Below are 21,455 nucleotides of genomic sequence, written 5' to 3'. Positions count from 1 at the left end.
CGTGATCGATATCAGTGAATCCGTGATGCAGATTCTTCTCGCGTTGATCGTCGTCGGCCCGCTCATCGGGGCCGCCGCCGCTCTTCTCCCGGCCCCGCCGGGACTGAAGGGGAAGTCGCCCGAACAGGCGGTGCTGCGGCACGGCGTGACCGTCACGGGCGTGGTCCTCATCGCCGCGATCGTCCTCGCGCTCGGCTTCGACCACGACCACCCGTCGAAGATGCAGGCCACGACGGACATCAGCTGGATCCCCGCACTCGACGTGCGGATCCACCTCGGCGTCGACGGCATTTCCCTCCCCCTTCTGGTCCTGACCGCGCTGCTGACCTTCCTCTGCGCGCTCTACTCCTATTTCAAGATGCCCGCGGGCCCGACCCCGAAGGCGTTCGTCGCACTGCTGCTCGTCCTCGAGTCCGGCACGCTCGCGACCTTCGCCGTCCTCGATCTGCTGCTGTTCTTCCTGGCGTTCGAGACGGTGCTCATCCCGATGTACTTCCTCATCGCACGGTGGGGAGGCGCCCAGCGCCAGGCCGCGGCCTGGAAGTTCATCCTCTTCACCCTGCTCGGTTCGGTCGTCATGCTGCTGGGCCTGCTCCTGATCGGAATCAAGGCGGGCACATTCGACATGGTGGCACTCGCCACTGACAACGGCCGGTCGCTGAGCACATCCGTGCAGGTCACCGCCGTTCTGGCGATCGGTATCGGGCTCGCGGTCAAGACGCCGATGTGGCCGTTCCACAGCTGGCTGCCCGACGCCCACACCGCCGCCCCGACCGTCGGATCGGTCCTGCTGGCCGGCGTCATGCTGAAGATGGGCACGTACGGGTTCGTCCGGATCCTGCTGCCCATCACACCGGACGGCTTCCGGACCTTCGCCCCCTACCTCGCCGCGTTCGCCGTGGTCGGGATCATCTACGGTTCCCTGGCCTGCCTGGCCCTCGCCAAGCAGGGCGCGAAGGGCGACCTCAAGCGGCTCATCGCCTACTCCTCCGTCGGCCACATGGGCTTCGTCCTGCTCGGCATCTCGACCATGACCCCGACCGGCGTGAACGGCGCGCTGTTCGCCAACATCGCCCACGGCCTCATCACCGGCCTCCTCTTCTTCCTCGTCGGAGCGCTCAAGGACCGCACGGGCACCACCGACCTCGACAGCCTCGCCGAGGAGTCCGGCGCCGCGCTGTACGGCAAGGCACCGCGCCTTGGCGGCCTGCTGGCCTTCGCCGCCGTCGCCTCGCTCGGACTGCCGGGCCTCGCCGGGTTCTGGGGCGAGATGCTGGCGCTGTTCGGCGCGTTCGAGCCCGCCTCCGGCCTCAGCCGCCCCGCCTATCTGACCTTCATGACGATCGCCGCGTTCGGCACGCTGCTCACCGCCGCGTACATGCTCATCGTCGTCCGCCGCGTCTGCATGGGCGCGACGCCCCGGGAATCGCCCGGGCTCGCCGACGTCCAGGCCTACGAGTTCGCCGCCTGGACGCCGCTCGTCGCCCTCACCGTCGTCGCCGGTCTGTGGCCCCGGGCTCTGCTCGGCCTGACCGACCCGGCCGTCCAGCAGCTCCTCGCAGGAGGCACCCGATGAGTTCCCTGGTCCAGTCCGTCGACTGGCTCGCCATCGCGCCGCCCACCCTCGCGGCGGTCGTCGGACTCGTCGTCCTCGTCACCGATCTCTTCATCGGCGAAGCCCGGAAGGCCGTACTCGGCTGGACCTCCGTCGCCGGTCTCGCCGCGTCGGCGCTGTTGCTGCTGCCCCTGCGGAACGGCGACCGGGCCACGTTCTGCCTGACGGGCGCCACCGACACCTGCAGCTACGTGGCGGACCGCTTCACCCTGGTGATCCAGCTCCTGGTTCTCGGCGGCGCGCTCCTCGTCGCCCTGCTGTCGGTCACCGCGCTCAAGGACGCCGACAGGGAACTCCCCGAGGGGGAGTACTGGTTCCTGCTGCTGTCCTCGGCCGCCGGCGCCGCCCTGCTGCCCGCCTCCCGCGACCTCGCGACCCTCATCGTCGCCCTGGAAGTCGCCTCGCTGCCCGCCTTCGCGCTCGTCGGCATCAAGCGCGGCGACAAGAAGTCCTCGGAAGCGGCCCTGAAGTTCTTCCTGTCCTCCGTCACCGCGACCGCGGTCAGCCTGATGGGCGTCAGCTTCGTCTACGCGACGACAGGCACCCTCTATCTCACCCGGATCGCGGACGGGATCCAGCACGTCGACGGACAGTTCCACACCCTCGCCCAGGCAGGCGTCGTCCTCACCCTCGTCGGCTTCGCCTTCAAGACGGCCGCCGTGCCCTTCCACTTCTGGGTGCCCGACACCTACGTGGGGGCGCCCCTGCCGATCGCGGCGTACCTGTCGGTCGTCGGCAAGGCGGTCGGCTTCTCCGGGCTCATCCTCGTCACCGTCGTCGCCTTCCCCTCGTACGCGGACGTCTGGGGTCCGGCGCTGGCTGCCCTGGCGGCCCTCACCATGACGGTCGGGAACGTCGGCGCCCTGCGGCAGCGGTCCACGCGCGCGTACAGCGCGGTGCGGCTGCTCGCCTGGTCCTCCGTCGGCCAGGCCGGCTACCTCCTGGTCCCGATCGCGGCCGCCGCCTACTCCAAGGACGCCCAGCAGGCCATCGGCTCCACGGTCGCGTACGCCCTCATGTACGCCGCCGTGAACCTCGGCGCCTTCGCCGTGGCCGCGCTGGTGGCCCGCCGAAGCCCCCTGAACCGCGTCAGCGACTACCGCGGCCTGTACGCCGAGAGCCCCCTCTCCGCGCTGGTCCTCGGCTTCTTCCTGCTCTGTCTCGCCGGTCTGCCGCCGGGCATCATCGGCCTCTTCGCCAAGGTGACCGTCTTCGCGTCCGCCGTCGACGCGGGGCTCGGCTGGCTGGCCGTCGTCATGGCCGTCAACGTGGTCATCGCGCTCTTCTACTACCTCCAGTGGACGGCACTGCTCTTCCGCGCTCCCGAAGGCGAGACCGGCACACACCGCGTGCCGGTCCCGCTCACCGCGGCCATCGCCCTGACGGCCGTCCTCGGCGTCGTCCTGTCCGGGGCACCCCAGCTCATCCTCCGCTTCTCGGAGACCGCACTCTTCTGAAGCACCACTCCCTGAGGGCCTCTTCAAGGGACACACGCGCGCGTGAACGGCCGTCCGAATCACCCGGACGGCCCACGCGCCAGGCAGTGCGCACAAGGGAACTAGTGCCTCCCGTCTGGCGTTGACCAGTACGGGAGGGTCCACTGAAGAGTGGAAGCAGAGCATCAGCAAGCAAAGGGTTCCCCCGCCGCACGACTTGGAGGGCTACCGTGCACCGCCGGCACAATGGGCTCAGGACAGCCGTACTTCTCGGGGGACTGTCCGCACTCATCATCGTCATCGGCAGCTTCTTCGGGCGCACAGGCCTGATCGTCGCGCTGTTCATCGCGATCGGTACGAACGCGTACGCGTACTGGAACAGCGACAAGCTGGCTCTACGCGCGATGCGCGCCCGCCCGGTGAGCGAGTTCGAGGCTCCGGCCCTGTACCGCATGGTCCGCGATCTCTCGACGCAGGCCCGTCAGCCCATGCCGAGCCTGTACATCTCACCGACGGAGGCGCCGAACGCCTTCGCCACGGGCCGCAACCCGCGCAACGCGGCCGTGTGCTGCACCGAGGGCATCCTGCGCATCCTGGACGAGCGCGAACTGCGCGGTGTCATCGGCCACGAGCTCAGTCACGTCTACAACCGGGACATCCTGATCTCTTCCGTGGCCGGAGCTCTCGCTTCCGTGATCATGTTCCTGGTCAATTTCGCCTGGCTGATCCCCGTCGGCCGGTCCAACGACGACGACGGCCCCGGCATCCTCGGACTGCTTCTGGTGATGATCCTGGGCCCGATCGCCGCCTCCCTCATCCAGCTCGCCATCAGCCGCTCCAGGGAGTACGAGGCGGACGCGTCCGGTGCCCAGCTCACCGGCGACCCCCTCGCCCTCGCGAGCGCGCTGCGCAAGCTCGACGCGGGCACGAAGCAGCTCCCGCTGCCTCCCGAGCCGCGCATCGAGACCGCGAGCCACATGATGATCGCTAACCCCTTCCGCCCGGGACAGGGAATGTCAAAGATGTTCTCTACGCATCCGCCCATGGCGGAGCGCATCGCCCGGCTCGAGCAGATGGCAGGTCGTCAGCAGTGAAGACAATTCTGAACGTCATTTGGCTCATCCTGAGCGGCTTCTGGCTGTTCCTCGGGTACCTCGTCGCAGGTCTCATCCTGTGCATCACGATCATCGGAATTCCGTTCGGCATCGCGGCGTTCCGTATCGGCATCTACGCGCTGTGGCCCTTCGGCTATACGACCGTGGAGCGCCACGACGCCGGCGCCCCGTCCTGCATCGGCAACGTCCTGTGGCTCGTCCTCGCGGGCTGGTGGCTCGCGCTGGCCCACATCGTCACGGGCATCGCCATGTGCATCACGATCATCGGCATTCCCTTCGGCATCGCCAACTTCAAGCTCATCCCGATCTCGCTGTTCCCGCTGGGACGCGAAATCGTCCGCACGGACGAGCCGTTCGCCGGGCGTTAGCCGCACGGGAGTACGTGCCGCACTCCTTGCCGGGACGGGGTCGACCCGTCTCGCGTGAGGGTTTTCCACAGGCTGCCCGATTGTCAGTGGCGCGCTGCATCATGAATCCATGACCGAAATCGAGCAGTTGCTGGCACGGGTCGCTACGGAGGCCCGTAACACCCGCCCGTGGGGCTGGCCTTCTCTCCCCGCGCCCGTGGGCCCGGCCGAGGTCGCCCGCGCCGAGGCCGTCCTCGGCTTCCCCCTGCCGGCACTGCTCTCCGCCCTCTACCTCCGGATAGGGGACGGCGGATTCGGTCCGGAATACGGCCTGTTGCCCCTGCTCGACGGTCCGCCGTCTGGCGAACCGGCGGTTGTTCCGCAGTACCTCGCCAGCCGCGAGAGCGGCCGCAAGGACCCCGAATGGCCGTGGCCCGAGGGCGTCCTGCCCATATCCCACTGGGGCTGCGGAATGTACGCGTGCGTGGACTGCCAGAGCCCCGACGGCAAGGTCCTGCTCTTCGAGCCGAACGCCGACCGCGCCGACCACGCCTGGTACGTGGACGCGCCCGACCTCGCGACCTGGCTGCTCGCGTGGCTGGAGGGAACGGGCTGGTACGAGGAGTCCAACGACGGCGCGGACCTCCCCCTCTGGCCCGACTTCCCCAGACGTGCGACGGCGACCCGGGCTTCCTGACCTCCTGGCCCCTGACCGCCGGAACACGCCAGGGACGGCGACCACTGTCCACCCCGCCACGCACGGCATCTCACCCCACGCGCTGATCCACAGGGCATCACAGGACAGCCCTCAGCGCGAAGCCGCCCACATCCGTACGCCGTACGCGGCCGCTCCCACCGCCAGGACAGCCGCTCCGACGACCACCGAAACCCCCGGCAGGGCGAAGGCCAGCGTCACGCAGCCGAGGAGGCCCAGCGCCGGCATGGCACGCGATGCCGGGGCCGGACTCAGTGTCCATGCGGAGGCGTTGGCGATCGCGTAGTACGCCAGCACGCCGAAGGAGGAGAAACCGATCGCGCCGCGCACGTCCAGCGTCGCGGCCAGCACGGCGACCACGGCGCCGACCGCCAGTTCCGCCCGGTGGGGGACCTGGAAGCGCGGATGGACGGCGGCGAGGGCGTGCGGCAGATGACGGTCGCGGGCCATGGCCAGCGTGGTCCGCGAGACACCCAGGATCAGAGCGAGAAGAGAGCCGAGCGCGGCCACGGCGGCCCCCACCCGCACGATCGGCACGAGCTCCGGCAGTCCGGCCGCCCGTACGGCGTCCGCCAGCGGCGCGGCGGCGAGCCCCAGCCCGTCCGTTCCGAGCACCGAGACGACAGAGACGGCGACCGCCGCGTACACCGTGAGCGCGATGCCCAGAGCCAACGGGATCGCGCGCGGAATGGTGCGCGCCGGATCGCGTACCTCCTCGCCGAGCGTGGCGATCCGCGCGTACCCGGCGAACGCGAAGAAGAGCAGCCCGGCCGCCTGAAGCACCCCGCCCGCGCCGGACGACAGACCGATGCCCAGCCGCCCGGCGTCAAAGGCGTCGGATCCGAGACACCCCACCACCACGGAAGCGAGGACCGCCAGGACCACCGCCACGATCACCCGCGTCAGCCAGGCCGACTTTCGCATGCCGCCGTAGTTCACGGCGGTCAGCGCCACCACCGCGGCGACCGCCACCGCGTGCGCCTGCGAAGGCCAGACGTACGCGCCCACGGTGAGTGCCATCGCCGCGCAGGAGGCCGTCTTGCCGACGATGAACGACCAGCCCGCCAGATATCCCCAGAAGACCCCGAGCCGCTCGCGCCCGTAGACGTACGTGCCGCCGGAGGCGGGGTACAGGGCGGCCAGCCGGGCCGAGGACATCGCGTTGCAGTAGGCGACGACCGCGGCGACGGCGAGCCCGAGCAGGAGCCCGGATCCGGCCGCCCGCGCGGCCGGGCCGAGCGCGGCGAAGATGCCGGCGCCGATCATCGAGCCGAGCCCGATGACCACGGCGTCACCGACTCCGAGCGTGCGGCGCAATTCGGGACCGGGCGGCGTCATACGCCGCACCCTACTGATCACCGCAACCGGCGGGGGCCACGGCGACGTCCTGTTCATCGGCACGGCACCGAGACGGCATTCGGGACGCGTGACCGAACCGCGTACGGACAGCGCGGCCAGGGCCCGCACGGAGCGGATTCACAGGGCCGCGACAGCGTGAGTACAGAACGGAAGGGCAGGCTCAGAACATGGGCATCATCAGCTGGATCATTCTGGGGCTGCTGGCAGGCGCCATCGCCAAGTTCCTGCTGCCGGGGCGTGACCCGGGAGGCTTCGTCGGAACGACCGTCATCGGTGTCGTGGGGGCGTTCGTCGGCGGCTGGATATCCGCCCGCTGGCTGGACCACCCCGTCAGCAAGCACTTCTACGACGGCGCCACTTGGGCCGCGGCCATCGGCGGCTCGCTCGTACTGCTGATCCTCTACCGCGTCCTGTTCGGCGACTCGCGCCGCTGAGCCCGCGTCGCAGGGACCGCGGCCGGCAGACGAAAAGGGTGGACACCCCGGGTGCCCACCCTTCCTCGTACCGCCGGCCACGTCCGCGGCCACCTCATGGCGCCTGCCGTGCGTTCTACCGGTAGTTCACGAACTGCAGGGCGAAGTCGAAGTCCTTGCCCTTGAGGAGGGCCTGAACGGCCTGCAGGTCGTCGCGGCTCTTCGAGGTGACGCGCAGCTCTTCGCCCTGCACCTGGGCCTTCACGGCCTTGGGGCCCTCGTCGCGGATGATCTTCGCCACCTTCTTGGCGTTCTCCTGGGAGATGCCCTCCTCGATCGTCGCGAAGATCTTGTACTCCTTGCCGGAGAGCTGGGGCTCACCGGCGTCCAGCGACTTCAGCGAGATGCCGCGCTTGATCAGCTTGGTCTCGAACACATCGAGGATGGCCTTCACCCGATCCTCGGAGTTCGCCTCCATGAGGATCTTCTCACCGGACCAGGAGATGGAGGCGCCGACGTTTTTGAAGTCGTAGCGCTGCGAGATCTCCTTGGCGGTCTGGTTGAGGGCGTTGTCGACCTCCTGCCGCTCGACCTTCGAGACGATGTCGAAACTGGAGTCGGCCATGTCCTGTGGCTCCTTGTATCGGGGTGCGTAGGGGCGGCTGTCGAGCCCGGCGTAGGCCTCCGGCCGCATCCGCATAAGCCTAGCCACCCCCTCCCCCCAAGCGTCGATCAATTGGGTGGCGAAGCATCCCCGAGCATCGGGTATCGTTTACGTCGTTGCCAGAGAGCACCGCGAGAGCGAGGCTCAGGGGCAGCAACCCCGGCGGTGTGCCCGAGCGGCCAAAGGGAGCAGACTGTAAATCTGCCGGCTAAGCCTACCCAGGTTCGAACCCTGGCGCCGCCACATGTAGGTGAACCCCCTCCGATCTGCGGAAACGTGGATCGGAGGGGGTTTCTCTTTGTTTGAGCGCCCGCGGTGTGTCCGCGGCGGTGCGGCCCTGGGGCCTGCGCGATCCACCGGGCCCGCTGCCGGGTGTGCGGTCCGGGTCCGGTTCGGCTCTGACCGGGTGGAGGACGCCTCGGTGGCCGTCTCCCTCTCGATCTCCCTCTCGATCTCCCTTTCGATCACCTGCGGCGCCTAGGGCAGTGACGGCACCGCCGACCCCTCCGAGCGCGCCCGGTAACAGTGGGCGAGGCGGTAGCCGGTTACCGAGATCCGGCCTGGGGTATGTCCCCGCCTCGCGCGGGGGCGGCGCGGGTGATGTGACCCGACGTCATTCCGCGGGCTCGCGTGCGTACTTGCCCTCGAGCTTCCTTCGGTCCGGCCGTGGCGTCGCCTGCTCCTGCGTGGCTCCGTCTGTGGGCGGGTAAATTGGCGGGCGTACTCGGCATCATGCGTACCAGTGGCGAAGGAGAGTCATGTTCGGGGGAATTGCAGGTTTCATCGCGGTCGGCATCTGTATTGCGATGCTCGTCGCGGGGGATCGGGCTGCGAAGAGGCGCAAGAAGGCCTTCTGGGACAGGTACGGATCCTTCGAAGGGTTCCGTGGCCAGGTCGACGCGGGGCGTATCCAGGGGGTCCGCAGGGCCAGGGGTGATGTCGCCGCGATCAAGGCGGTCCGCGAGGAGTATCCCGGCGTCTCGCTCGTGATGGCCAAGCGCTACGTGGATGAACTGCCTGTGTGAGATGCGGAGTTGAGGCGGAGGCGGAGGCGTTGACGGCGGACGGACGGACGGACGGACGGGCGTCCGCGTCGACGCCGACGCGGTTGTCGGTCTGACCCACCGGTTCGGTGTCGGCCCGGCGAGTGGGTCGGCCGTCAGCGGTCCGGCGCCGCGTTGATGAATTGATTTCGCAGGACGTGACAGGGTGGCTGCTTTTGGGCGGCCGTTCTCCGTCCTGTTCCAATTCTATTCTGCTTTCGTGCGTCGAATTCCTCGGGGGTGTGTTCTGACCGAGGGTGAATTGGGGAATGAGCCTGCGACGGCCGGGGCGGTGGCCTGCGGCCGACGGGGCGGAACTCGGGGGCCGCGGGGCACACTGATCACATGTCATCGCGTCGCAGGAACTGTCCCGAGTGCCGTCGGGAGATCGCCGTCGTCGCGGGGCGGTTCGCCCGGCACGATCCGCCCGGCGCGCGGGGGACCGGGGAACTGGTCTCGTGCGCCGGTTCGCGCCGGGAGGCGTTCATCGGGGCGGCGCAGCCCACGCTGGACGGCTACGCCGTTCCCGACTTCCCCGGCCAGCTCCCCCTGTTCTGAGCAGACCCCGAAGGACCAGACCCCGAAGGACCAGACCCCGAAAGCCAGACCCCGAAGGCCAGACCCCGAAGAGCCGCCCCCTCCATGGAGTCGGTCCCGAAGAGTCGCCCCACGCGGAGTCGGTCCCGAAGAGCCGGGACCGTCGACTCGACCCCGCAAGCCGCGCCTAGTTGCCCGCCACCGCCTTCACCGCCACCGAGATCGGTGTCGAACCGCTGATCGCTTCCAGGATCAGGCCGGTGGTGGCCGGGGTGTCGACCAGTTCGGCGAGGACCGCGGCGACGTCGTCGCGGGGGATCATGCCGCGGCCGGTCGAGGCCTCCAGGCGTACGAGGCCGGTTCCGGCGTCGTCGATCAGGCCGCCGGGGCGCAGGATCGTCCAGTCCAGGCCCGCGCGGCCGCGTACGTATTCGTCGGCCTCGCCCTTGGCGCGCAGGTAGGCGTCGAAGATGTCGTCACCTGTGTGGGCCGGGTCCGCGCCCATGGAGGAGACGACCACGTGCCGACGTACGCCCGCGCGCTCGGCGGCGTCGGCGAACAGGATCGCGGCGCCCTTGTCCACTGTCTGCTTGCGGTCCGCGCCGCTGCCCGGCCCCGCGCCCGCCGCGAAGACGGCCGCGTCCGCGCCCTGCAGATGCGCGGCGACCTCCTCCACCGATGCCGATTCCAGGTCGCACAGGACGGGCTCGGCGCCGGCCGCCCGTAGATCGTCCCCCTGTTCGGCACGGCGAATGATCCCCGCTACCTCGTCCCCGCGCGCGGAGAGCAGCCGCTCCAGCCGCAGCGCGATCTGACCATGACCACCAGCGATGACAATGCGCATGTTTCCGACCGTACGCCCGGATGACCGCGTTCGCCGCACAACCCTGTGGACGACTCATGTGTCACATGGGTGATCACTGTGAACGCGTGGGTGATCGCCGCGAGAACGCGTCAGAACGAGTGAACACGCGAACGAAGGAACGCCGTGCGGACCTGCACGGCGTTGCAAGAGGAGACCATCATCACCGCCATACGCAAGACCGCCACCGCGGTCGGCTGCACCGCTGTCCTTCTCACCGCGGCGGCCGCCTGCGGCACGGTCCAGAACCTCACAGCCGGGCAGAAGGTGGACCACGCCGTCTCCCGGCTCGGTGAACAGAAGTCGCTCGCCTTCCAGTTGGACCTGGACGCCGACGCGGCCGCCATCGACACTCTCGCGGGTGAGGACGGTGCCGACGAATCACTTCCGCCGGAGTTCGCCAAGTTCGTCAGTGGCCTGCGCGTCGACGTCTCCGTCAAGTCCAGGAAGGCGCTGTCGGATTCGGGCGAGAAGGACCTCGTCGGTACGAGCATGAGGATCACGGGCACCGGCGGTGTCCTGGTCGAGTACCGGATCATCGGCGACTTCATGTACTACCGCACCGACATGAAGGCCATCGGTCAGGCGATGGGCGTGCCCATGCCGACGGCCGACGATCTCCCGCCGAGCCAGAAGGAGTTCAAGAAGGTCCTCGAAGGCGACTGGGTGAAGGTGAACACCAAGGAGCTGGAGCGGGCGGGGAAGGCCGCCGGGGGTGGCTCGAAGGGGGCCGCCGGTGGCGGGGAGGTCGACGCGAAGACCCAGAAGAAGGTTCTCGACGCCGTACGCGGTGTCATCGGCCACAAGGTCACGTTCCGGACCAAGGGCGGCGCCGAAGGGGTCGAGCACGTCATCGCCACGGGCAATGTCCGCGACCTGCTCACCGGCGTCTTCGACAAGCTCCGCCCGCTGCAGGGCGACCTTCCGGCGGGCGCGGAACTCCCGTCCGCCAAGGACCTCAAGGACGCGCCGAACAGGAAGGCCGCCGTCGACTTCACCCTGAAGAACGGCGACCTCCGGCAGATCAGGGTCGACCTGGCCGTTCTCGCCGACCGCCCGCAGAAGGCCAAGCTGCCCCTCGTCCTGAAGTTCTCCAAGGCGCGTGACATCAGCGCGCCGGCCGGGGCCACCGAGATCCCCGTCGACAAGGTGCCCGGCTCCAGCCCGCTGGGAACCGCCTTCTTGGGCGGCGGGTTCTAGCCAGGGAGCGGGATACCGGGCGGCAGGAGCCTCAGAACCCCGGCCAGGACGGCTCTTCCCGTCCTTGCCGGGGCAGTTCGAGACCGGAGTCCGCCGCCGAGTCGCAGTACTCCCGTACCGCGCTGGTACGTGCCACCACGCGCCCCCGGTGGATCACGATGCGGCTGTACGGGAGGGACAGCACCCCCGCCAGACCGTCCCCGCGTACGGCGAGCAACTCGGCCGGGAACCCTGCCTCCACGCGCACCTCGGGCAGCCCGAGGACGGCTCTGGCGGCACAACTCACCGTGTCGTACGCCTCCTCGGGGTGCAGCCCGTACCGGGAGGCAAGCAAGTACGCCGCCTCCAGCGGGTCTCCGCGTCCCACCGGGTTGGACACGTCACGCAGGGCACCGCCGCCCGCCGCGACCCGCACTCCGGCCGCCCGCAGGAGCCGTACGGGAGCCGTGCCGCGCCCGTCGGCCGAGCCGCAGCCGCCCTGCGGCAGACACACCACCGTCACTCCGGCGGCGGCGAGTTGGTCTGCGGCGCGGGCGGCCACCTCGGAGGGCAGCCGGCCGAGCCCGCCGCACGGGCCGAGGGCCACGCCGGGCCGCAGCCCGCCCGCCATCGCGGCGAGCCGGGCCAACCGGGCGGGATCGGCGGCGTCCGTGTGCAGATCCACCGGACAGCCGTGCTCGGAGGCGAGTTCCAGGACGGCCTCGACGTACCCCGTCGGATCGGGGTCGGCGTCCGGACAGCCGCCCACCACGGAAGCGCCCATCTTCAGGGCGTCCCGCAGCATCGCGAGCCCGTCGGCGCCGGCCGCCCCGGTCAGCACCCGCGGCATCGCGGCCGTCGTCAGTTCGGCGAGCCCCCGCAACGACCGCCGTACCTCGAGCACCGCCGCCAGGGCGTCCAGCCCCTGCACGTCACCGACGCGCACATGGGACCGCAACGCCGTGGCCCCATGTCCGAGTTGCAGCAGGGCCGCCTCGGTGGCCCGGCGCCGGATCGCCAGGTCGTCGTACGCGAGAGGTCCCTCGCCGTCGGCCGTCAGGGCCGTGTCGCTGTGCGCGTGGGCCTCGGCGGGGGCCGGCAGGAGGAGGTAGCCGTCGAGGTCCACCCGTGCGGCGCGAGCCCCCGAGGCACCCGCCGCCAGGCTTCCCACGGTGCCGACCGCCTCGATACGGCCACCGCCGAGCCGTACGTCCACGGTCCGGCCGTCGGTGAGCCGCGCCCCGCACAGCAGGAGAGCGGCCGGGTCGGTCTGTCCCGAGGGGGAGTGGGGCGGCTGCTGCTGGCTGTCGGGCATCGCGCTCCTGTGGCTCGGGGGCGGCTGCGGGAGGGACGACTGCGGAGCGTGGGGACACAAGATCACGCAGCGTGAGTCGAGCCTAGGGCGGCGACCCGTCGAGGTCAGGGAGGAGCGCAATAGTCGTACCGGCGTGGTCCGCTGACCGGCCGAGACCGGCCTTCTTCGGGAGCGATCCCCAACGGGCCGCCGGGTGACCGGTTCGGGGTCGGCCGGCTCGTCGGCGGCCCATGACCCACGGGCCGACCGGCTCACGACCAGCCAGGGCGCGCCCGGCGCGACCGGTCGTCGCCCGCCGTTCGGCGGGCTCTCCGGCGGCCGCTCTCGGCCCCGGTACGCGGCCGCTCCCGCGCAGGCCACCATCGGCCCGACGCAGGTCCGTGCCCGGGGCGGCCCGAAAGCCGTCACCCCCTGTGATCCAGGAGTCCCGAGGGGCACCAGAAGGCTTGCGGGAACGCCCGGGAAACCGCCTGTGATCAGGCCCGGGCGGGTGCCGCGAAACGGATTTGGGCGATCGGCGGCGGACCGTGTAATGTCTTCATCGCTCGCCCCAATAGCTCAGTCGGTAGAGCGTCTCCATGGTAAGGAGAAGGTCTACGGTTCGATTCCGTATTGGGGCTCTGGTGAGGGAGGTTCCCGTCGCGAGACGGGGGCCGAACCCATCAAAGCGGTGTAGCTCAGTCGGTAGAGCAAGCGGCTCATAATCGCTGTGTCACCGGTTCAAGTCCGGTCACCGCTACTGACGGTAGCCGATTGTGGGGTCGGTCCTTCGATCGGCTACTCTTCTATGCGTTAATGTCCCATCCGTTCGTCAAGGAGCACTCCTGTGGCTGCCACCGACGTCCGCCCGAAGATCACGCTGGCCTGCGTGGAGTGCAAGGAGCGGAACTACATCACCAAGAAGAACCGGCGTAACGACCCGGACCGACTGGAGATGAAGAAGCACTGCCCGCGTTGCAATGCGCACACCGCGCACCGCGAAACGCGATAATTCAGGCTCGTACACGAGGCCGTCCCCCTCACGGGGGGCGGCCTCGCGTCGTTGTGGAACCGATGTCCGGCGCGTACCGGGGCGTCATAGGCGTACCGGCGTTTCCGAGCGAAGATGGGCCGTCCGGTCAAAACGGCCGGTCCCGCTGCGGCAACCGCGACACCCGGCGCACCGAGGACACTCGGCGCACCGAAGACAGCCGTCGTGGCCGAGCCACGTGTGCCGAAGACGTTCGATGCGCCGAAGACACCCGGTGCACCGAAGGCGTCCGGCGTGGCGAGGGCGTCCGGCGGCGCGAAGACAGCCGTCGCGGCGAAGACGAAAACACCAGGCGCGCAGCGAAGACCATCAGCGCAGCGAAGACAACCAGGAGGTGCCGAGCCCATGGCGCTCGACCAGTCCTTCGTGGGGCGGTCCTACCCGCCCACCGATCTCTATGAGGTCGGTCGGGAGAAGATCCGCGAGTTCGCGGAGGCCGTGGGGGACAGTAACCCTGCGTACACGGACCCCGAGGCCGCACGTGCTCTCGGTCACCCCGACGTGATCGCCCCGCCCACTTTTGTGTTCGCCATCACGTTCAAGGCCGCGGGCGAGGTCGTCAAGGACCCGCAGCTGGGCCTCGACTACAGCCGGGTGGTGCACGGCGACCAGAAGTTCGCGTACACGCGTCCGGTGCGCGCCGGCGACCGGCTCACGGTCACCTCGACCATCGAGTCGATCAAGTCCCTCGCGGGCAACGACATCCTGGACGTCCGTGGCGAGGTCCACGACGAGGCGGGCGAGCATGTCGTGACGGCTGTCACGAAGCTCGTGGCCCGCGCGGCGGAGGTGGGCTGACATGGCGGCGAAGATCTCTTACGCGGACGTCGAGGTCGGCACCGAGCTGCCGCCCCAGACGTTCTCCGTGACGCGTGCCACGCTCGTGCAGTACGCGGGGGCTTCCGGCGACTTCAACCCGATCCACTGGAACGAGAAGTTCGCGGTCGAGGTGGGCCTTCCCGACGTCATCGCGCACGGCATGTTCACCATGGCCGAGGCGATCCGTGTGGTGACCGACTGGGTCGGCGACCCGGCCGCCGTCGTCGAGTACGGGGTTCGCTTCACCAAGCCCGTCGTCGTCCCGAACGACGACAAGGGCGCCACCATCGAGGTCGGCGGCAAGGTCGCCGCCAAGCTCGACGACAACACCGTCCGCGTCGACCTCACGGCGACCAGCGGCGGCCAGAAAATCCTGGGGATGTCGCGCGCGGTCGTACGACTGGCCTGACCTCGGGGATTCGGCCGGGAGCGGCCGGGAGCGGCCGAGAACAGCCGTGGCTCACGGGCATCCACGCTTCGTAAGCCTTGTAAGGGGCGTCCGTCCATGGCGGGCGCCCCTTACTCATCGGTGCCTGCCCAGGGCGGTGCCTGCCCCGAGGCGGTGCCTGCCCCAAGGCGGTGCCCGCCCGAGGCGGTGCCTGCCCGAAAGCGGTGCGCCCCAAGACCGGCGCCTGCCTCAAGACCGGCGCCTGCTCCGAGGCGGTGCCCGCCCCAAGCGGCGCCCACCCAAGACCGGCGCCCGGCCCCAAGCGGCGCCCGCTCAAGACCGGCACCCGCCAAGACCGGCACCCGCCAAGACCGGCACCCGCCAAGACCGGCACCCGCCAAGACCGGCACCCGCCAAGACCGGCACCCGCCCCAGCAACGCCCACCCAAGACCGGCGCCCACCCTCGCATTCCCCCTCCACACCCACCCTTGACGTAGTTAGTGATTGAGTACTAACTTTGTCGCATGGTCAGGATGAGCGCAGAGGAGAGGCGCGAGAGCGTCGTCCGCGCGGCGATGAGCGAGTTCGCCCGCGGTGGCTACCACGGCACGTCCACCGAGGCGATCGCCCGGCGTGTGGGTGTCTCGCAGCCGTACCTCTTCAGGCTCTTCCCGGGCAAGAAGGCGATCTTCCTGGCGGCCGCCGAGCGCTGCATGGAGCTCGCCCGGCAGACCATGGTGGAGGCCGCCGAAGGGCTGGAGGGTGAAGAGGCCCTGCATGCCATGGCCAACGCCTACGTCAAGGTCATCGCGGAGCACCCGGAGCGGCTGCTCATGCAGATGCAGACGTACGTCGCGGTGGCGGCGGCCGAGGAGGCCGGCGATCACGAGTTCGGCGAGGCGGTCCGGGCCGGCTGGATGCGGCTGTGGGACGCCGTGCATGTGCCGCTCGGGGCCGACACCGGCGAGACGACGACCTTCATGGCGTACGGAATGCTCATCAACTGCCTGGTGGCGATGGGGTTCCCGCCCGAGCACCGGGTCTGGGAAGGGCTCTACCCGTCGGCGCGGTCCACGGGCCGGCTGGAGAAGTAACGAGGGGGGAAGGCGGAGTTCGGCGCCTTTTCATGGCCTTAAAAGTTAGTCATCAATAACTAATCGCCAATGGCGATCACATGACGCTCTGGGGGAGCGATGTCTCAGCGGACGACAAAGACAGCAGACGCAGTACTGGAACCGGCCGCGCGTCGCGGTGGAGCCGTGTGGGCCCTTCTCATCACGAGCGTCGCCGGGTTCATGGCGGCCCTCGACAACCTCGTCGTCACCACCGCCCTGCCCTCCATCCGCAAGGACCTCGGGGGAGCGCTCGGCGACCTGGAATGGACCGTGAGTGCCTACACGCTCACCTTCGCCGTCCTGCTGATGTTCGGCGCGGCGCTCGGTGACCGGTTCGGCCGCCGCAGGCTCTTCCTGGTCGGCCTGAGCATCTTCACCGGCGCCTCGGCAGCCGCGGCCATGGCTCCCGGCATCGACTCGCTGATCGCCGCCCGCGCGGTCCAGGGTGTCGGCGCGGCGATCATGATGCCGCTGACCCTGACCCTGCTGACCGCCGCGGTCCCCGTGGCCAAGCGCGGCATGGCGTACGGGATCTGGGGCGCCGTCAACGGCCTCGCGGTCGCCTCTGGGCCCCTCATCGGCGGCAGCCTCACCGAGCACGTCTCCTGGCACTGGATCTTCTGGCTGAACGTTCCGCTGGGTCTCGCGGTGCTCCCGCTCGCCCGACTGCGTCTGTCCGAGTCGTTCGGCGCCGGCGCACGGCTCGACTTCCCCGGCACCCTGCTCGCCAGCGGCGGCCTCTTCGGGATCGTCTACGGACTGGTCCGCGGGCCGGCCGACGGCTGGACCAGCGGGTTCGTCCTGACCGGCCTGATCGCGGGCGGCGCCCTGCTCGTCGGCTTCGTCGTCCACGGCACCCGGGCCAAGAACCCGATGCTCCCGATGCGGCTCTTCCGCTCCCGCGCCTTCGCCGGGATCAACGCGGCCAGCCTGCTGATGTTCCTCGGGATGTTCGGCTCGATCTTCCTGCTCAGCCAGTACATGCAGGGCGTGCTCGGCTACTCGCCGACCGAGGCGGGGCTGCGGATGCTCCCCTGGACCGGCATGCCGATGCTCGTCGCGCCGATCGCGGGCATCCTGTCCGATCGCATCGGCGGCCGACCGGTCGTCGCCGCGGGCCTCTTCTTCCAGGCCGTCGGCCTCGGCTACATGGCGGTCGTGGCCACCGCCCACGCCTCCTACGCCGCTCAGCTGCCCGCTCTGATCATCAGCGGTATCGGCATGGCGCTGTACTTCGCCCCGGCCGCCAACCTGGTCATGTCCAGCGTCCACCCGAAGGAGCAGGGCATCGCCTCCGGCGCCAACAACGCGCTGCGCGAGGTGGGCGGCGCGCTCGGCATCGCGATCATGTCGTCGATCTTCGCCGCCCAGGGCGGATACGAGTCCGGCCAGGCCTTCGTGGACGGACTGCGGCCCGCGCTGGTCACCGGCTCGGCGGTCGTGGCCGTCGCCGGAATCGCCGCCCTGGCGATCCCGGCCGGGCGCCGCGCCGCGGGGAACGCGGCGGACGCGGCCCAGTCCGGCTCCGCCGGGTCGGCCCCGGTGCTGGAGACCGCCGGCCGCTGAGCATCAGGCCCGCACGCGTACGGCCCCGTCCGCCCGGACGGGGCCGTACGCGTGCGTGTCCGGCGACCGACACCCCGCCCCCTCCCGGCAACCCCGGCACCCGCGTGACCCCGTGCGCCCGGAGCAGTCGGTGCCGTCTCGTAGTCTTGGGCCCGTGCAGGAACTCCACGATGCCCCGCTCGCCCCGCTGACCACCTTCCGGCTCGGCGGCCCGGCCGCCCGGCTGATCACCGCCACGACCGACGCCGAGGTCGTCGCCGCCGTGCGCGACGCCGACGACGCCGGTACGCCGCTGCTGCTCATCGGCGGCGGATCGAACCTGGTCATCGGCGACAAGGGCTTCGCCGGGACCGCCCTGCGCATCGCCACCGAGGGCTTCTCCCTCGACGGTACGAGCCTGGAGCTGGCCGCGGGCGAGGTGTGGACCGACGCGGTCGCCCGTTCCGTGGAGGCCGGGCTCGCCGGGATCGAGTGCCTCGCGGGCATCCCCGGGTCCGCCGGTGCGACACCGATCCAGAACGTGGGCGCGTACGGCCAGGAAGTGTCGTCGACGATCACCGAGGTGATCGCCTACGACCGGAAGACGCGCGAGACGGTCACGCTGACCAACGCCGAGTGCGGCTTCTCGTACCGCCACAGCCGCTTCAAGGCGGACCCCGAGCGCCATGTCGTGCTGCGGGTGCGCTTCGGGCTGGAGGACGCGGAGGGGCTGTCGGCGCCGGTCAAGTACGCCGAGACGGCCCGTGCGCTCGGCGTGGAGCCCGGTGACCGTGTGCCCCTCGACGCCGCCCGCGAGACGGTCCTGAAGCTGCGTGCCGGGAAGGGCATGGTGCTCGACCCCGAGGACCACGACACCTGGTCCGCCGGATCCTTCTTCACCAACCCGATCCTCACGGACGAGGCGTTCGCCGCGTTCCACGCGCGCGTGGAGGAACGGCTCGGCGCCGGTTCCGTACCGCCGGCGTACGCGGCGGGGGAGGGCCACACCAAGACCTCCGCGGCCTGGCTGATCGACAAGTCGGGCTTCACCAAGGGCTACGGAACCGGGCCCGCCCGGATCTCCACCAAGCACACCCTCGCCCTGACCAACCGGGGCGGGGCCACCACCGAGGACCTCCTCGCGCTGGCCCGGGAAGTCGTCGCCGGAGTCCACGACGCCTTCGGGATCACGCTCGTCAACGAACCGGTGACGGTGAACGCGAGCCTCTGAGAGGCCGCGAGCCTCTGAGAGGCAGCGGGACGGGGCCCGACCCTAGTAGGCGATGCCCACCCCCTGCTTCACGGTTTCCGGGGCGTCGATCATCGCCAGCATCGCGTGGGCCACGTCGGCGCGCGCGATGAAGCGGCCCCTGGGCGGGAAGCCGCCCACGGCCGTGCGGTAGGAGCCGGTCAGCGGCTTGTCCTGGAGGCGGGGCGGCCGGACGACGGTCCAGTCCGTGGCGCTGCCCGCGAGCTCCTCCTCCATCTCCCGCAGGTCGGCGTAGACGTCCTTCAGGATGCCGGAGATCAGACTCCGCATCGCGCGGTCGACGAGCGTGTCCTTCTCGGCGGCGGGGCCGACCGGACCCGCGCTGACCACCAGCAGCCGTCGCACCTGCTCGGCCTCCATGGCGCCGAGGACCGTACGGGTGAGCCGGGCCGCGACCCCGGCGTCCTTGCGGCGGCGCGCGCCGAGACCGGACAGGACCGCGTGCCGGCCCGCGACGGCCGGGCGCAGCGACTCCGGGTCGGTGAGGTCCGAGCGGACGACCTCCAGACGCGCGCCCGTGACGGTGAGCCGCGCGGGATCCCGTACGACCGCCGTGACCCGGTGGCCCGCGCCGAGGGCCTGCCGGACGATCTCCTGGCCGATGCCTCCGGTGGCACCGAAAACGGTGAGTTCCATGACCTGCTCCCGCATGAGACGGAGATGAGGTGGGTGAGTGTTCACTCACCTTTGCTTCCTCTAGAGTGAGTAAGTACTCACCCACCCGTCAAGCCCGGCAGGGCATGTCATGGAATCCTTGGGCCCCATGCAGCAGAAATCCGCCACGGAAGCCGCGCCGTCGAAGCCGGCCAGGATCCGCATCCTCGACGCGGCACACGAGCTGATGCTCACGCTCGGCCTCTCCCGTGCCACCACCAAGGAGATCGCCAGGGCGGCCGGCTGCTCCGAGGCGGCGCTCTACAAGTACTTCGCGAGCAAGGAAGAGCTCTTCATCCGGGTCCTCCACGAGCGGCTGCCCCAGCTCGGCCCCCTCCTGGAGCGGCTGACGGCCGAGCCGCGGGAGCACTCCCTGGAGGAGAACCTCACGGAGATCGCCCGCCAGGCGGCCCTCTTCTACGAGCAGAGTTTCCCGATCGCCGCCTCCCTGTACGCGGAGACGCAGCTCAAGCGCCGTCACGACGACGCCATGCGGGCCATGGGCGCGGGCCCGCACATGCCCATCCGGGGCGTCGCCGCCTATCTGCTGGCGGAGCAGCGCGCAGGGCGCGTCCAGCCGGACACCGACACCTACGCCGCCGCGTCCCTCCTCCTCGGGGCCTGCGCGCAGCGGGCGTTCGCCTACGACGCCACCCAGGAGGGCACGCCGCCGCCCCTGGACAGCTTCGCCCCGGCGCTCGCCCGCACCCTGCTCGCCGGGATCGCGCCCGGGAACAGGGCGGGGTCCACGGGATCCGGGGACACGACGGGGTCACCGGGCGCCCCGGACACCCTCTAGTGGGCTGGTAGTGGGCTAGGCCGTCAGCCAGTCGTCGACGCCGGCCAGCATTTTCGCCCGGACGTCCTCGGGCGCGGCCGAGGCGCGGATCGACTGCCGGGCCAGCTCGGCCAGTTCCTGGTCCGTGAAGGCGTGGTGGCGGCGGGCGATGTCGTACTGGGCGGCGAGCCGGGAACCGAAGAGCAGCGGGTCGTCGGCGCCGAGCGCCATCGGTACCCCGGCTTCGAACAGAGTGCGCAGGGGGACATCGGCGTGCTTCTCGTAGACGCCCAGGGCGACGTTCGAGGCGGGGCAGACTTCACAGGTCACCCCGCGGTCCGCGAGGCGCTTGAGCAGTCGCGGGTCCTCGGCGGCCCGCACCCCGTGGCCGATCCGGGAGGCGTGCAGGTCGTCCAGGCAGTCGCGGACCGAGGCGGGGCCGGTCAGCTCGCCGCCGTGGGGCGCGGCCAGCAGCCCGCCCTCCCGGGCGATGGAGAAGGCCCGGTCGAAGTCCCGCGCCATGCCCCGCCGCTCGTCGTTGGAGAGCCCGAAACCGACGATCCCCCGGTCCGCGTAGCGCACGGCGAGCCGGGCCAGCGTGCGGGCGTCCAGGGGGTGCTTCATGCGGTTGGCGGCGACCAGGACGCGCATCCCGAGCCCGGTGTCCCGCACGGCCGAGTCGACCGCGTCCAGGATGACCTCCAGGGCCGGGATCAGACCGCCCAGGCGCGGGGCGTACGACGTCGGGTCGACCTGGATCTCCAGCCATCCGGAGCCGTCCTTCAGGTCCTCCTCGGCGGCCTCGCGCACCAGGCGCTGAATGTCCTCGGGCTCTCTCAGGCAGGACCGCGCGGCGTCGTACAGGCGCTGGAAGCGGAACCAGCCGCGTTCGTCGGTCGCCCGCAGCTTCGGCGGTTCCCCGCTGGTCAGCGCCTCGGTCAGTGTTTCGGGCAGCCGCACGCCGTACTTGTCGGCGAGCTCCAGCACGGTGCCGGGCCGCATGGACCCGGTGAAGTGCAGGTGCAGATGGGCCTTAGGAAGTTGACTGACATCACGTACGCGCTCCATCCAAAGATCCTGCCCCACCCGCGGCTCGCGCCGGTAGGGCTTTCCCTGATCGGGCGCTTGCTCGAACGAATGAACGGGGGCCGGCCCCACCCGGGGGGGTGGGCGGCCCCCCCCCCCGCGCGGGGTGCGCCGGGGGGCGATGGGTGGGCCGCGCGCGGCGGGCCGGCCCCCGAGGGGCATGCGGCGC

22 protein-coding genes and 3 tRNA genes are annotated in these 21,455 nt (G+C 70.4%); 19 read left to right on the top strand and 6 right to left on the bottom strand.

What is annotated here, in order from left to right; genetic code table 11:
* The first annotated feature begins 1 nt into the window (after position 1).
* The 5 genes from ACFXGX_RS14770 (at position 2) to ACFXGX_RS14750 (ending at position 5,210) form a co-directional block, all read left to right on the top strand.
* Complete coding sequence (locus ACFXGX_RS14770) at positions 2-1,576, top strand: NuoM family protein (protein ID WP_384789928.1); 1,575 nt, start codon at positions 2-4, stop codon at positions 1,574-1,576.
* Entirely contained in the window at positions 1,573-3,072 is a 1,500-nt protein-coding gene (locus tag ACFXGX_RS14765; protein WP_384789925.1) for an NADH-quinone oxidoreductase subunit N, read from the top strand. Before ACFXGX_RS14770 ends, ACFXGX_RS14765 begins: the two co-directional genes overlap by 4 nt.
* A 209-nt stretch (positions 3,073-3,281) precedes the next feature.
* Positions 3,282-4,145 (top strand): zinc metalloprotease HtpX, encoded by an 864-nt coding sequence (htpX, locus tag ACFXGX_RS14760; RefSeq protein ID WP_384789922.1) that lies wholly within the window; start codon positions 3,282-3,284, stop codon positions 4,143-4,145.
* Positions 4,142-4,534, top strand: coding sequence for a YccF domain-containing protein (locus tag ACFXGX_RS14755; protein ID WP_384789919.1), 393 nt, complete (start codon positions 4,142-4,144; stop codon positions 4,532-4,534). The genes htpX and ACFXGX_RS14755 overlap by 4 nt, the downstream gene beginning before the upstream one ends.
* Positions 4,535-4,643: 109 nt before the next feature.
* Entirely contained in the window at positions 4,644-5,210 is a 567-nt protein-coding gene (locus ACFXGX_RS14750) for an SMI1/KNR4 family protein (protein WP_384789916.1), read from the top strand.
* A gap of 111 nt (positions 5,211-5,321) precedes the next feature.
* Here the strand turns inward: ACFXGX_RS14750 and ACFXGX_RS14745 are convergent, their stop codons facing one another.
* Entirely contained in the window at positions 5,322-6,566 is a 1,245-nt protein-coding gene (locus ACFXGX_RS14745) for an APC family permease (RefSeq protein ID WP_384789913.1), read from the bottom strand.
* 188 nt (positions 6,567-6,754) lie between these two features.
* Here ACFXGX_RS14745 and ACFXGX_RS14740 point away from each other — a divergent pair, with 188 nt between their 5' ends.
* Positions 6,755-7,021: a GlsB/YeaQ/YmgE family stress response membrane protein gene (locus ACFXGX_RS14740; protein WP_384789910.1), complete on the top strand. Its 267-nt coding sequence runs from the start codon at positions 6,755-6,757 to the stop codon at positions 7,019-7,021.
* Positions 7,022-7,136: 115 nt separating this feature from the next.
* On the opposite strand, the gene ACFXGX_RS14735 is transcribed toward ACFXGX_RS14740, so the two are convergent.
* Positions 7,137-7,625: a YajQ family cyclic di-GMP-binding protein gene (locus ACFXGX_RS14735; RefSeq protein WP_384789907.1), complete on the bottom strand. Its 489-nt coding sequence runs from the start codon at positions 7,623-7,625 to the stop codon at positions 7,137-7,139.
* 200 nt (positions 7,626-7,825) lie between these two features.
* On the opposite strand from ACFXGX_RS14735, the gene ACFXGX_RS14730 reads away from it, so the two are divergent.
* The 3 genes from ACFXGX_RS14730 to ACFXGX_RS14720 all read left to right on the top strand — a co-directional run bounded on the left by ACFXGX_RS14730 (position 7,826) and on the right by ACFXGX_RS14720 (position 9,265).
* A tRNA-Tyr gene (locus tag ACFXGX_RS14730) sits at positions 7,826-7,907 on the top strand.
* 515 nt (positions 7,908-8,422) lie between these two features.
* The gene (locus ACFXGX_RS14725; RefSeq protein WP_384789904.1) at positions 8,423-8,689 is read left to right on the top strand and encodes a hypothetical protein; all 267 of its coding nucleotides are present in this window, start codon (positions 8,423-8,425) and stop codon (positions 8,687-8,689) included.
* Positions 8,690-9,052: 363 nt separating this feature from the next.
* Positions 9,053-9,265 (top strand): hypothetical protein, encoded by a 213-nt coding sequence (locus ACFXGX_RS14720; protein ID WP_384789901.1) that lies wholly within the window; start codon positions 9,053-9,055, stop codon positions 9,263-9,265.
* Positions 9,266-9,431: 166 nt separating this feature from the next.
* On the opposite strand, the gene ACFXGX_RS14715 is transcribed toward ACFXGX_RS14720, so the two are convergent.
* The gene (locus ACFXGX_RS14715; RefSeq protein ID WP_384789898.1) at positions 9,432-10,088 is read right to left on the bottom strand and encodes an SDR family oxidoreductase; all 657 of its coding nucleotides are present in this window, start codon (positions 10,086-10,088) and stop codon (positions 9,432-9,434) included.
* A 144-nt stretch (positions 10,089-10,232) separates the two neighbouring features.
* Between ACFXGX_RS14715 and ACFXGX_RS14710 the strand changes: the two genes are divergently transcribed.
* Complete coding sequence (locus ACFXGX_RS14710) at positions 10,233-11,306, top strand: hypothetical protein (protein ID WP_384789895.1); 1,074 nt, start codon at positions 10,233-10,235, stop codon at positions 11,304-11,306.
* Positions 11,307-11,337: 31 nt separating this feature from the next.
* On the opposite strand, the gene ACFXGX_RS14705 is transcribed toward ACFXGX_RS14710, so the two are convergent.
* Complete coding sequence (locus ACFXGX_RS14705) at positions 11,338-12,600, bottom strand: amidohydrolase family protein (protein ID WP_384789892.1); 1,263 nt, start codon at positions 12,598-12,600, stop codon at positions 11,338-11,340.
* Between the two features lie 547 nt (positions 12,601-13,147).
* Here ACFXGX_RS14705 and ACFXGX_RS14700 point away from each other — a divergent pair.
* The 8 genes from ACFXGX_RS14700 to ACFXGX_RS14665 all read left to right on the top strand — a co-directional run bounded on the left by ACFXGX_RS14700 (position 13,148) and on the right by ACFXGX_RS14665 (position 18,729).
* Positions 13,148-13,220 (top strand) — tRNA-Thr (locus ACFXGX_RS14700).
* Positions 13,221-13,266: 46 nt separating this feature from the next.
* Positions 13,267-13,339, top strand: a tRNA-Met gene (locus ACFXGX_RS14695).
* An 87-nt stretch (positions 13,340-13,426) separates the two neighbouring features.
* On the top strand, positions 13,427-13,591 hold the full coding sequence (gene rpmG, locus ACFXGX_RS14690) for a 50S ribosomal protein L33 (protein ID WP_004571794.1): 165 nt from the start codon (positions 13,427-13,429) through the stop codon (positions 13,589-13,591).
* Positions 13,592-13,975: 384 nt separating this feature from the next.
* Positions 13,976-14,428 carry a MaoC family dehydratase N-terminal domain-containing protein gene (locus ACFXGX_RS14685; RefSeq protein ID WP_384789889.1) on the top strand — a complete coding sequence of 151 codons (453 nt, stop codon included), beginning with the start codon at positions 13,976-13,978 and terminating at the stop codon, positions 14,426-14,428.
* A gap of 1 nt (position 14,429) precedes the next feature.
* Positions 14,430-14,858, top strand: a complete 429-nt coding sequence (locus tag ACFXGX_RS14680) for a MaoC family dehydratase (protein WP_355760798.1) — start codon at positions 14,430-14,432, stop codon at positions 14,856-14,858.
* A 504-nt stretch (positions 14,859-15,362) separates the two neighbouring features.
* Positions 15,363-15,932, top strand: coding sequence for a TetR/AcrR family transcriptional regulator (locus ACFXGX_RS14675; RefSeq protein WP_384789885.1), 570 nt, complete (start codon positions 15,363-15,365; stop codon positions 15,930-15,932).
* Positions 15,933-16,031: 99 nt separating this feature from the next.
* Positions 16,032-17,519 (top strand): DHA2 family efflux MFS transporter permease subunit, encoded by a 1,488-nt coding sequence (locus ACFXGX_RS14670; protein ID WP_384789882.1) that lies wholly within the window; start codon positions 16,032-16,034, stop codon positions 17,517-17,519.
* Positions 17,520-17,673: 154 nt separating this feature from the next.
* Positions 17,674-18,729 (top strand): UDP-N-acetylmuramate dehydrogenase, encoded by a 1,056-nt coding sequence (locus tag ACFXGX_RS14665; protein ID WP_384789879.1) that lies wholly within the window; start codon positions 17,674-17,676, stop codon positions 18,727-18,729.
* Between the two features lie 42 nt (positions 18,730-18,771).
* Here the strand turns inward: ACFXGX_RS14665 and ACFXGX_RS14660 are convergent, their stop codons facing one another.
* Positions 18,772-19,404, bottom strand: coding sequence for an NAD(P)-dependent oxidoreductase (locus ACFXGX_RS14660; RefSeq protein ID WP_384789876.1), 633 nt, complete (start codon positions 19,402-19,404; stop codon positions 18,772-18,774).
* Between the two features lie 127 nt (positions 19,405-19,531).
* On the opposite strand from ACFXGX_RS14660, the gene ACFXGX_RS14655 reads away from it, so the two are divergent.
* On the top strand, positions 19,532-20,221 hold the full coding sequence (locus ACFXGX_RS14655) for a TetR/AcrR family transcriptional regulator (RefSeq protein ID WP_384789873.1): 690 nt from the start codon (positions 19,532-19,534) through the stop codon (positions 20,219-20,221).
* A gap of 15 nt (positions 20,222-20,236) precedes the next feature.
* Here the strand turns inward: ACFXGX_RS14655 and ACFXGX_RS14650 are convergent, their stop codons facing one another.
* Positions 20,237-21,268 (bottom strand): adenosine deaminase, encoded by a 1,032-nt coding sequence (locus ACFXGX_RS14650; protein ID WP_384789870.1) that lies wholly within the window; start codon positions 21,266-21,268, stop codon positions 20,237-20,239.
* Positions 21,269-21,455: the final 187 nt, after the last annotated feature.

It is taken from the genome of Streptomyces sp. NPDC059371, from assembly GCF_042751995.1.
Classification (GTDB): domain Bacteria; phylum Actinomycetota; class Actinomycetes; order Streptomycetales; family Streptomycetaceae; genus Streptomyces.
This window is presented reverse-complemented; position numbering and strand designations above follow the sequence as displayed.

Bases quoted from the DNA above. Each gene is read 5' to 3' on its own strand.
- ACFXGX_RS14765 (WP_384789925.1), top strand. From the start codon at position 1,573: ATGAGTTCCCTGGTCCAGTCCGTCGACTGGCTCGCCATCGCGCCGCCC.
- ACFXGX_RS14750 (WP_384789916.1), top strand. From the start codon at position 4,644: ATGACCGAAATCGAGCAGTTGCTGGCACGGGTCGCTACGGAGGCCCGT.
- ACFXGX_RS14745 (WP_384789913.1), bottom strand. From the start codon at position 6,566: ATGACGCCGCCCGGTCCCGAATTGCGCCGCACGCTCGGAGTCGGTGAC.
- ACFXGX_RS14740 (WP_384789910.1), top strand. From the start codon at position 6,755: ATGGGCATCATCAGCTGGATCATTCTGGGGCTGCTGGCAGGCGCCATC.
- ACFXGX_RS14735 (WP_384789907.1), bottom strand. From the start codon at position 7,625: ATGGCCGACTCCAGTTTCGACATCGTCTCGAAGGTCGAGCGGCAGGAG.
- ACFXGX_RS14725 (WP_384789904.1), top strand. From the start codon at position 8,423: ATGTTCGGGGGAATTGCAGGTTTCATCGCGGTCGGCATCTGTATTGCG.
- ACFXGX_RS14720 (WP_384789901.1), top strand. From the start codon at position 9,053: ATGTCATCGCGTCGCAGGAACTGTCCCGAGTGCCGTCGGGAGATCGCC.
- ACFXGX_RS14715 (WP_384789898.1), bottom strand. From the start codon at position 10,088: ATGCGCATTGTCATCGCTGGTGGTCATGGTCAGATCGCGCTGCGGCTG.
- ACFXGX_RS14705 (WP_384789892.1), bottom strand. From the start codon at position 12,600: ATGCCCGACAGCCAGCAGCAGCCGCCCCACTCCCCCTCGGGACAGACC.
- ACFXGX_RS14685 (WP_384789889.1), top strand. From the start codon at position 13,976: ATGGCGCTCGACCAGTCCTTCGTGGGGCGGTCCTACCCGCCCACCGAT.
- ACFXGX_RS14680 (WP_355760798.1), top strand. From the start codon at position 14,430: ATGGCGGCGAAGATCTCTTACGCGGACGTCGAGGTCGGCACCGAGCTG.
- ACFXGX_RS14675 (WP_384789885.1), top strand. From the start codon at position 15,363: ATGGTCAGGATGAGCGCAGAGGAGAGGCGCGAGAGCGTCGTCCGCGCG.
- ACFXGX_RS14670 (WP_384789882.1), top strand. From the start codon at position 16,032: ATGTCTCAGCGGACGACAAAGACAGCAGACGCAGTACTGGAACCGGCC.
- ACFXGX_RS14660 (WP_384789876.1), bottom strand. From the start codon at position 19,404: ATGGAACTCACCGTTTTCGGTGCCACCGGAGGCATCGGCCAGGAGATC.
- ACFXGX_RS14655 (WP_384789873.1), top strand. From the start codon at position 19,532: ATGCAGCAGAAATCCGCCACGGAAGCCGCGCCGTCGAAGCCGGCCAGG.
- ACFXGX_RS14650 (WP_384789870.1), bottom strand. From the start codon at position 21,268: ATGGAGCGCGTACGTGATGTCAGTCAACTTCCTAAGGCCCATCTGCAC.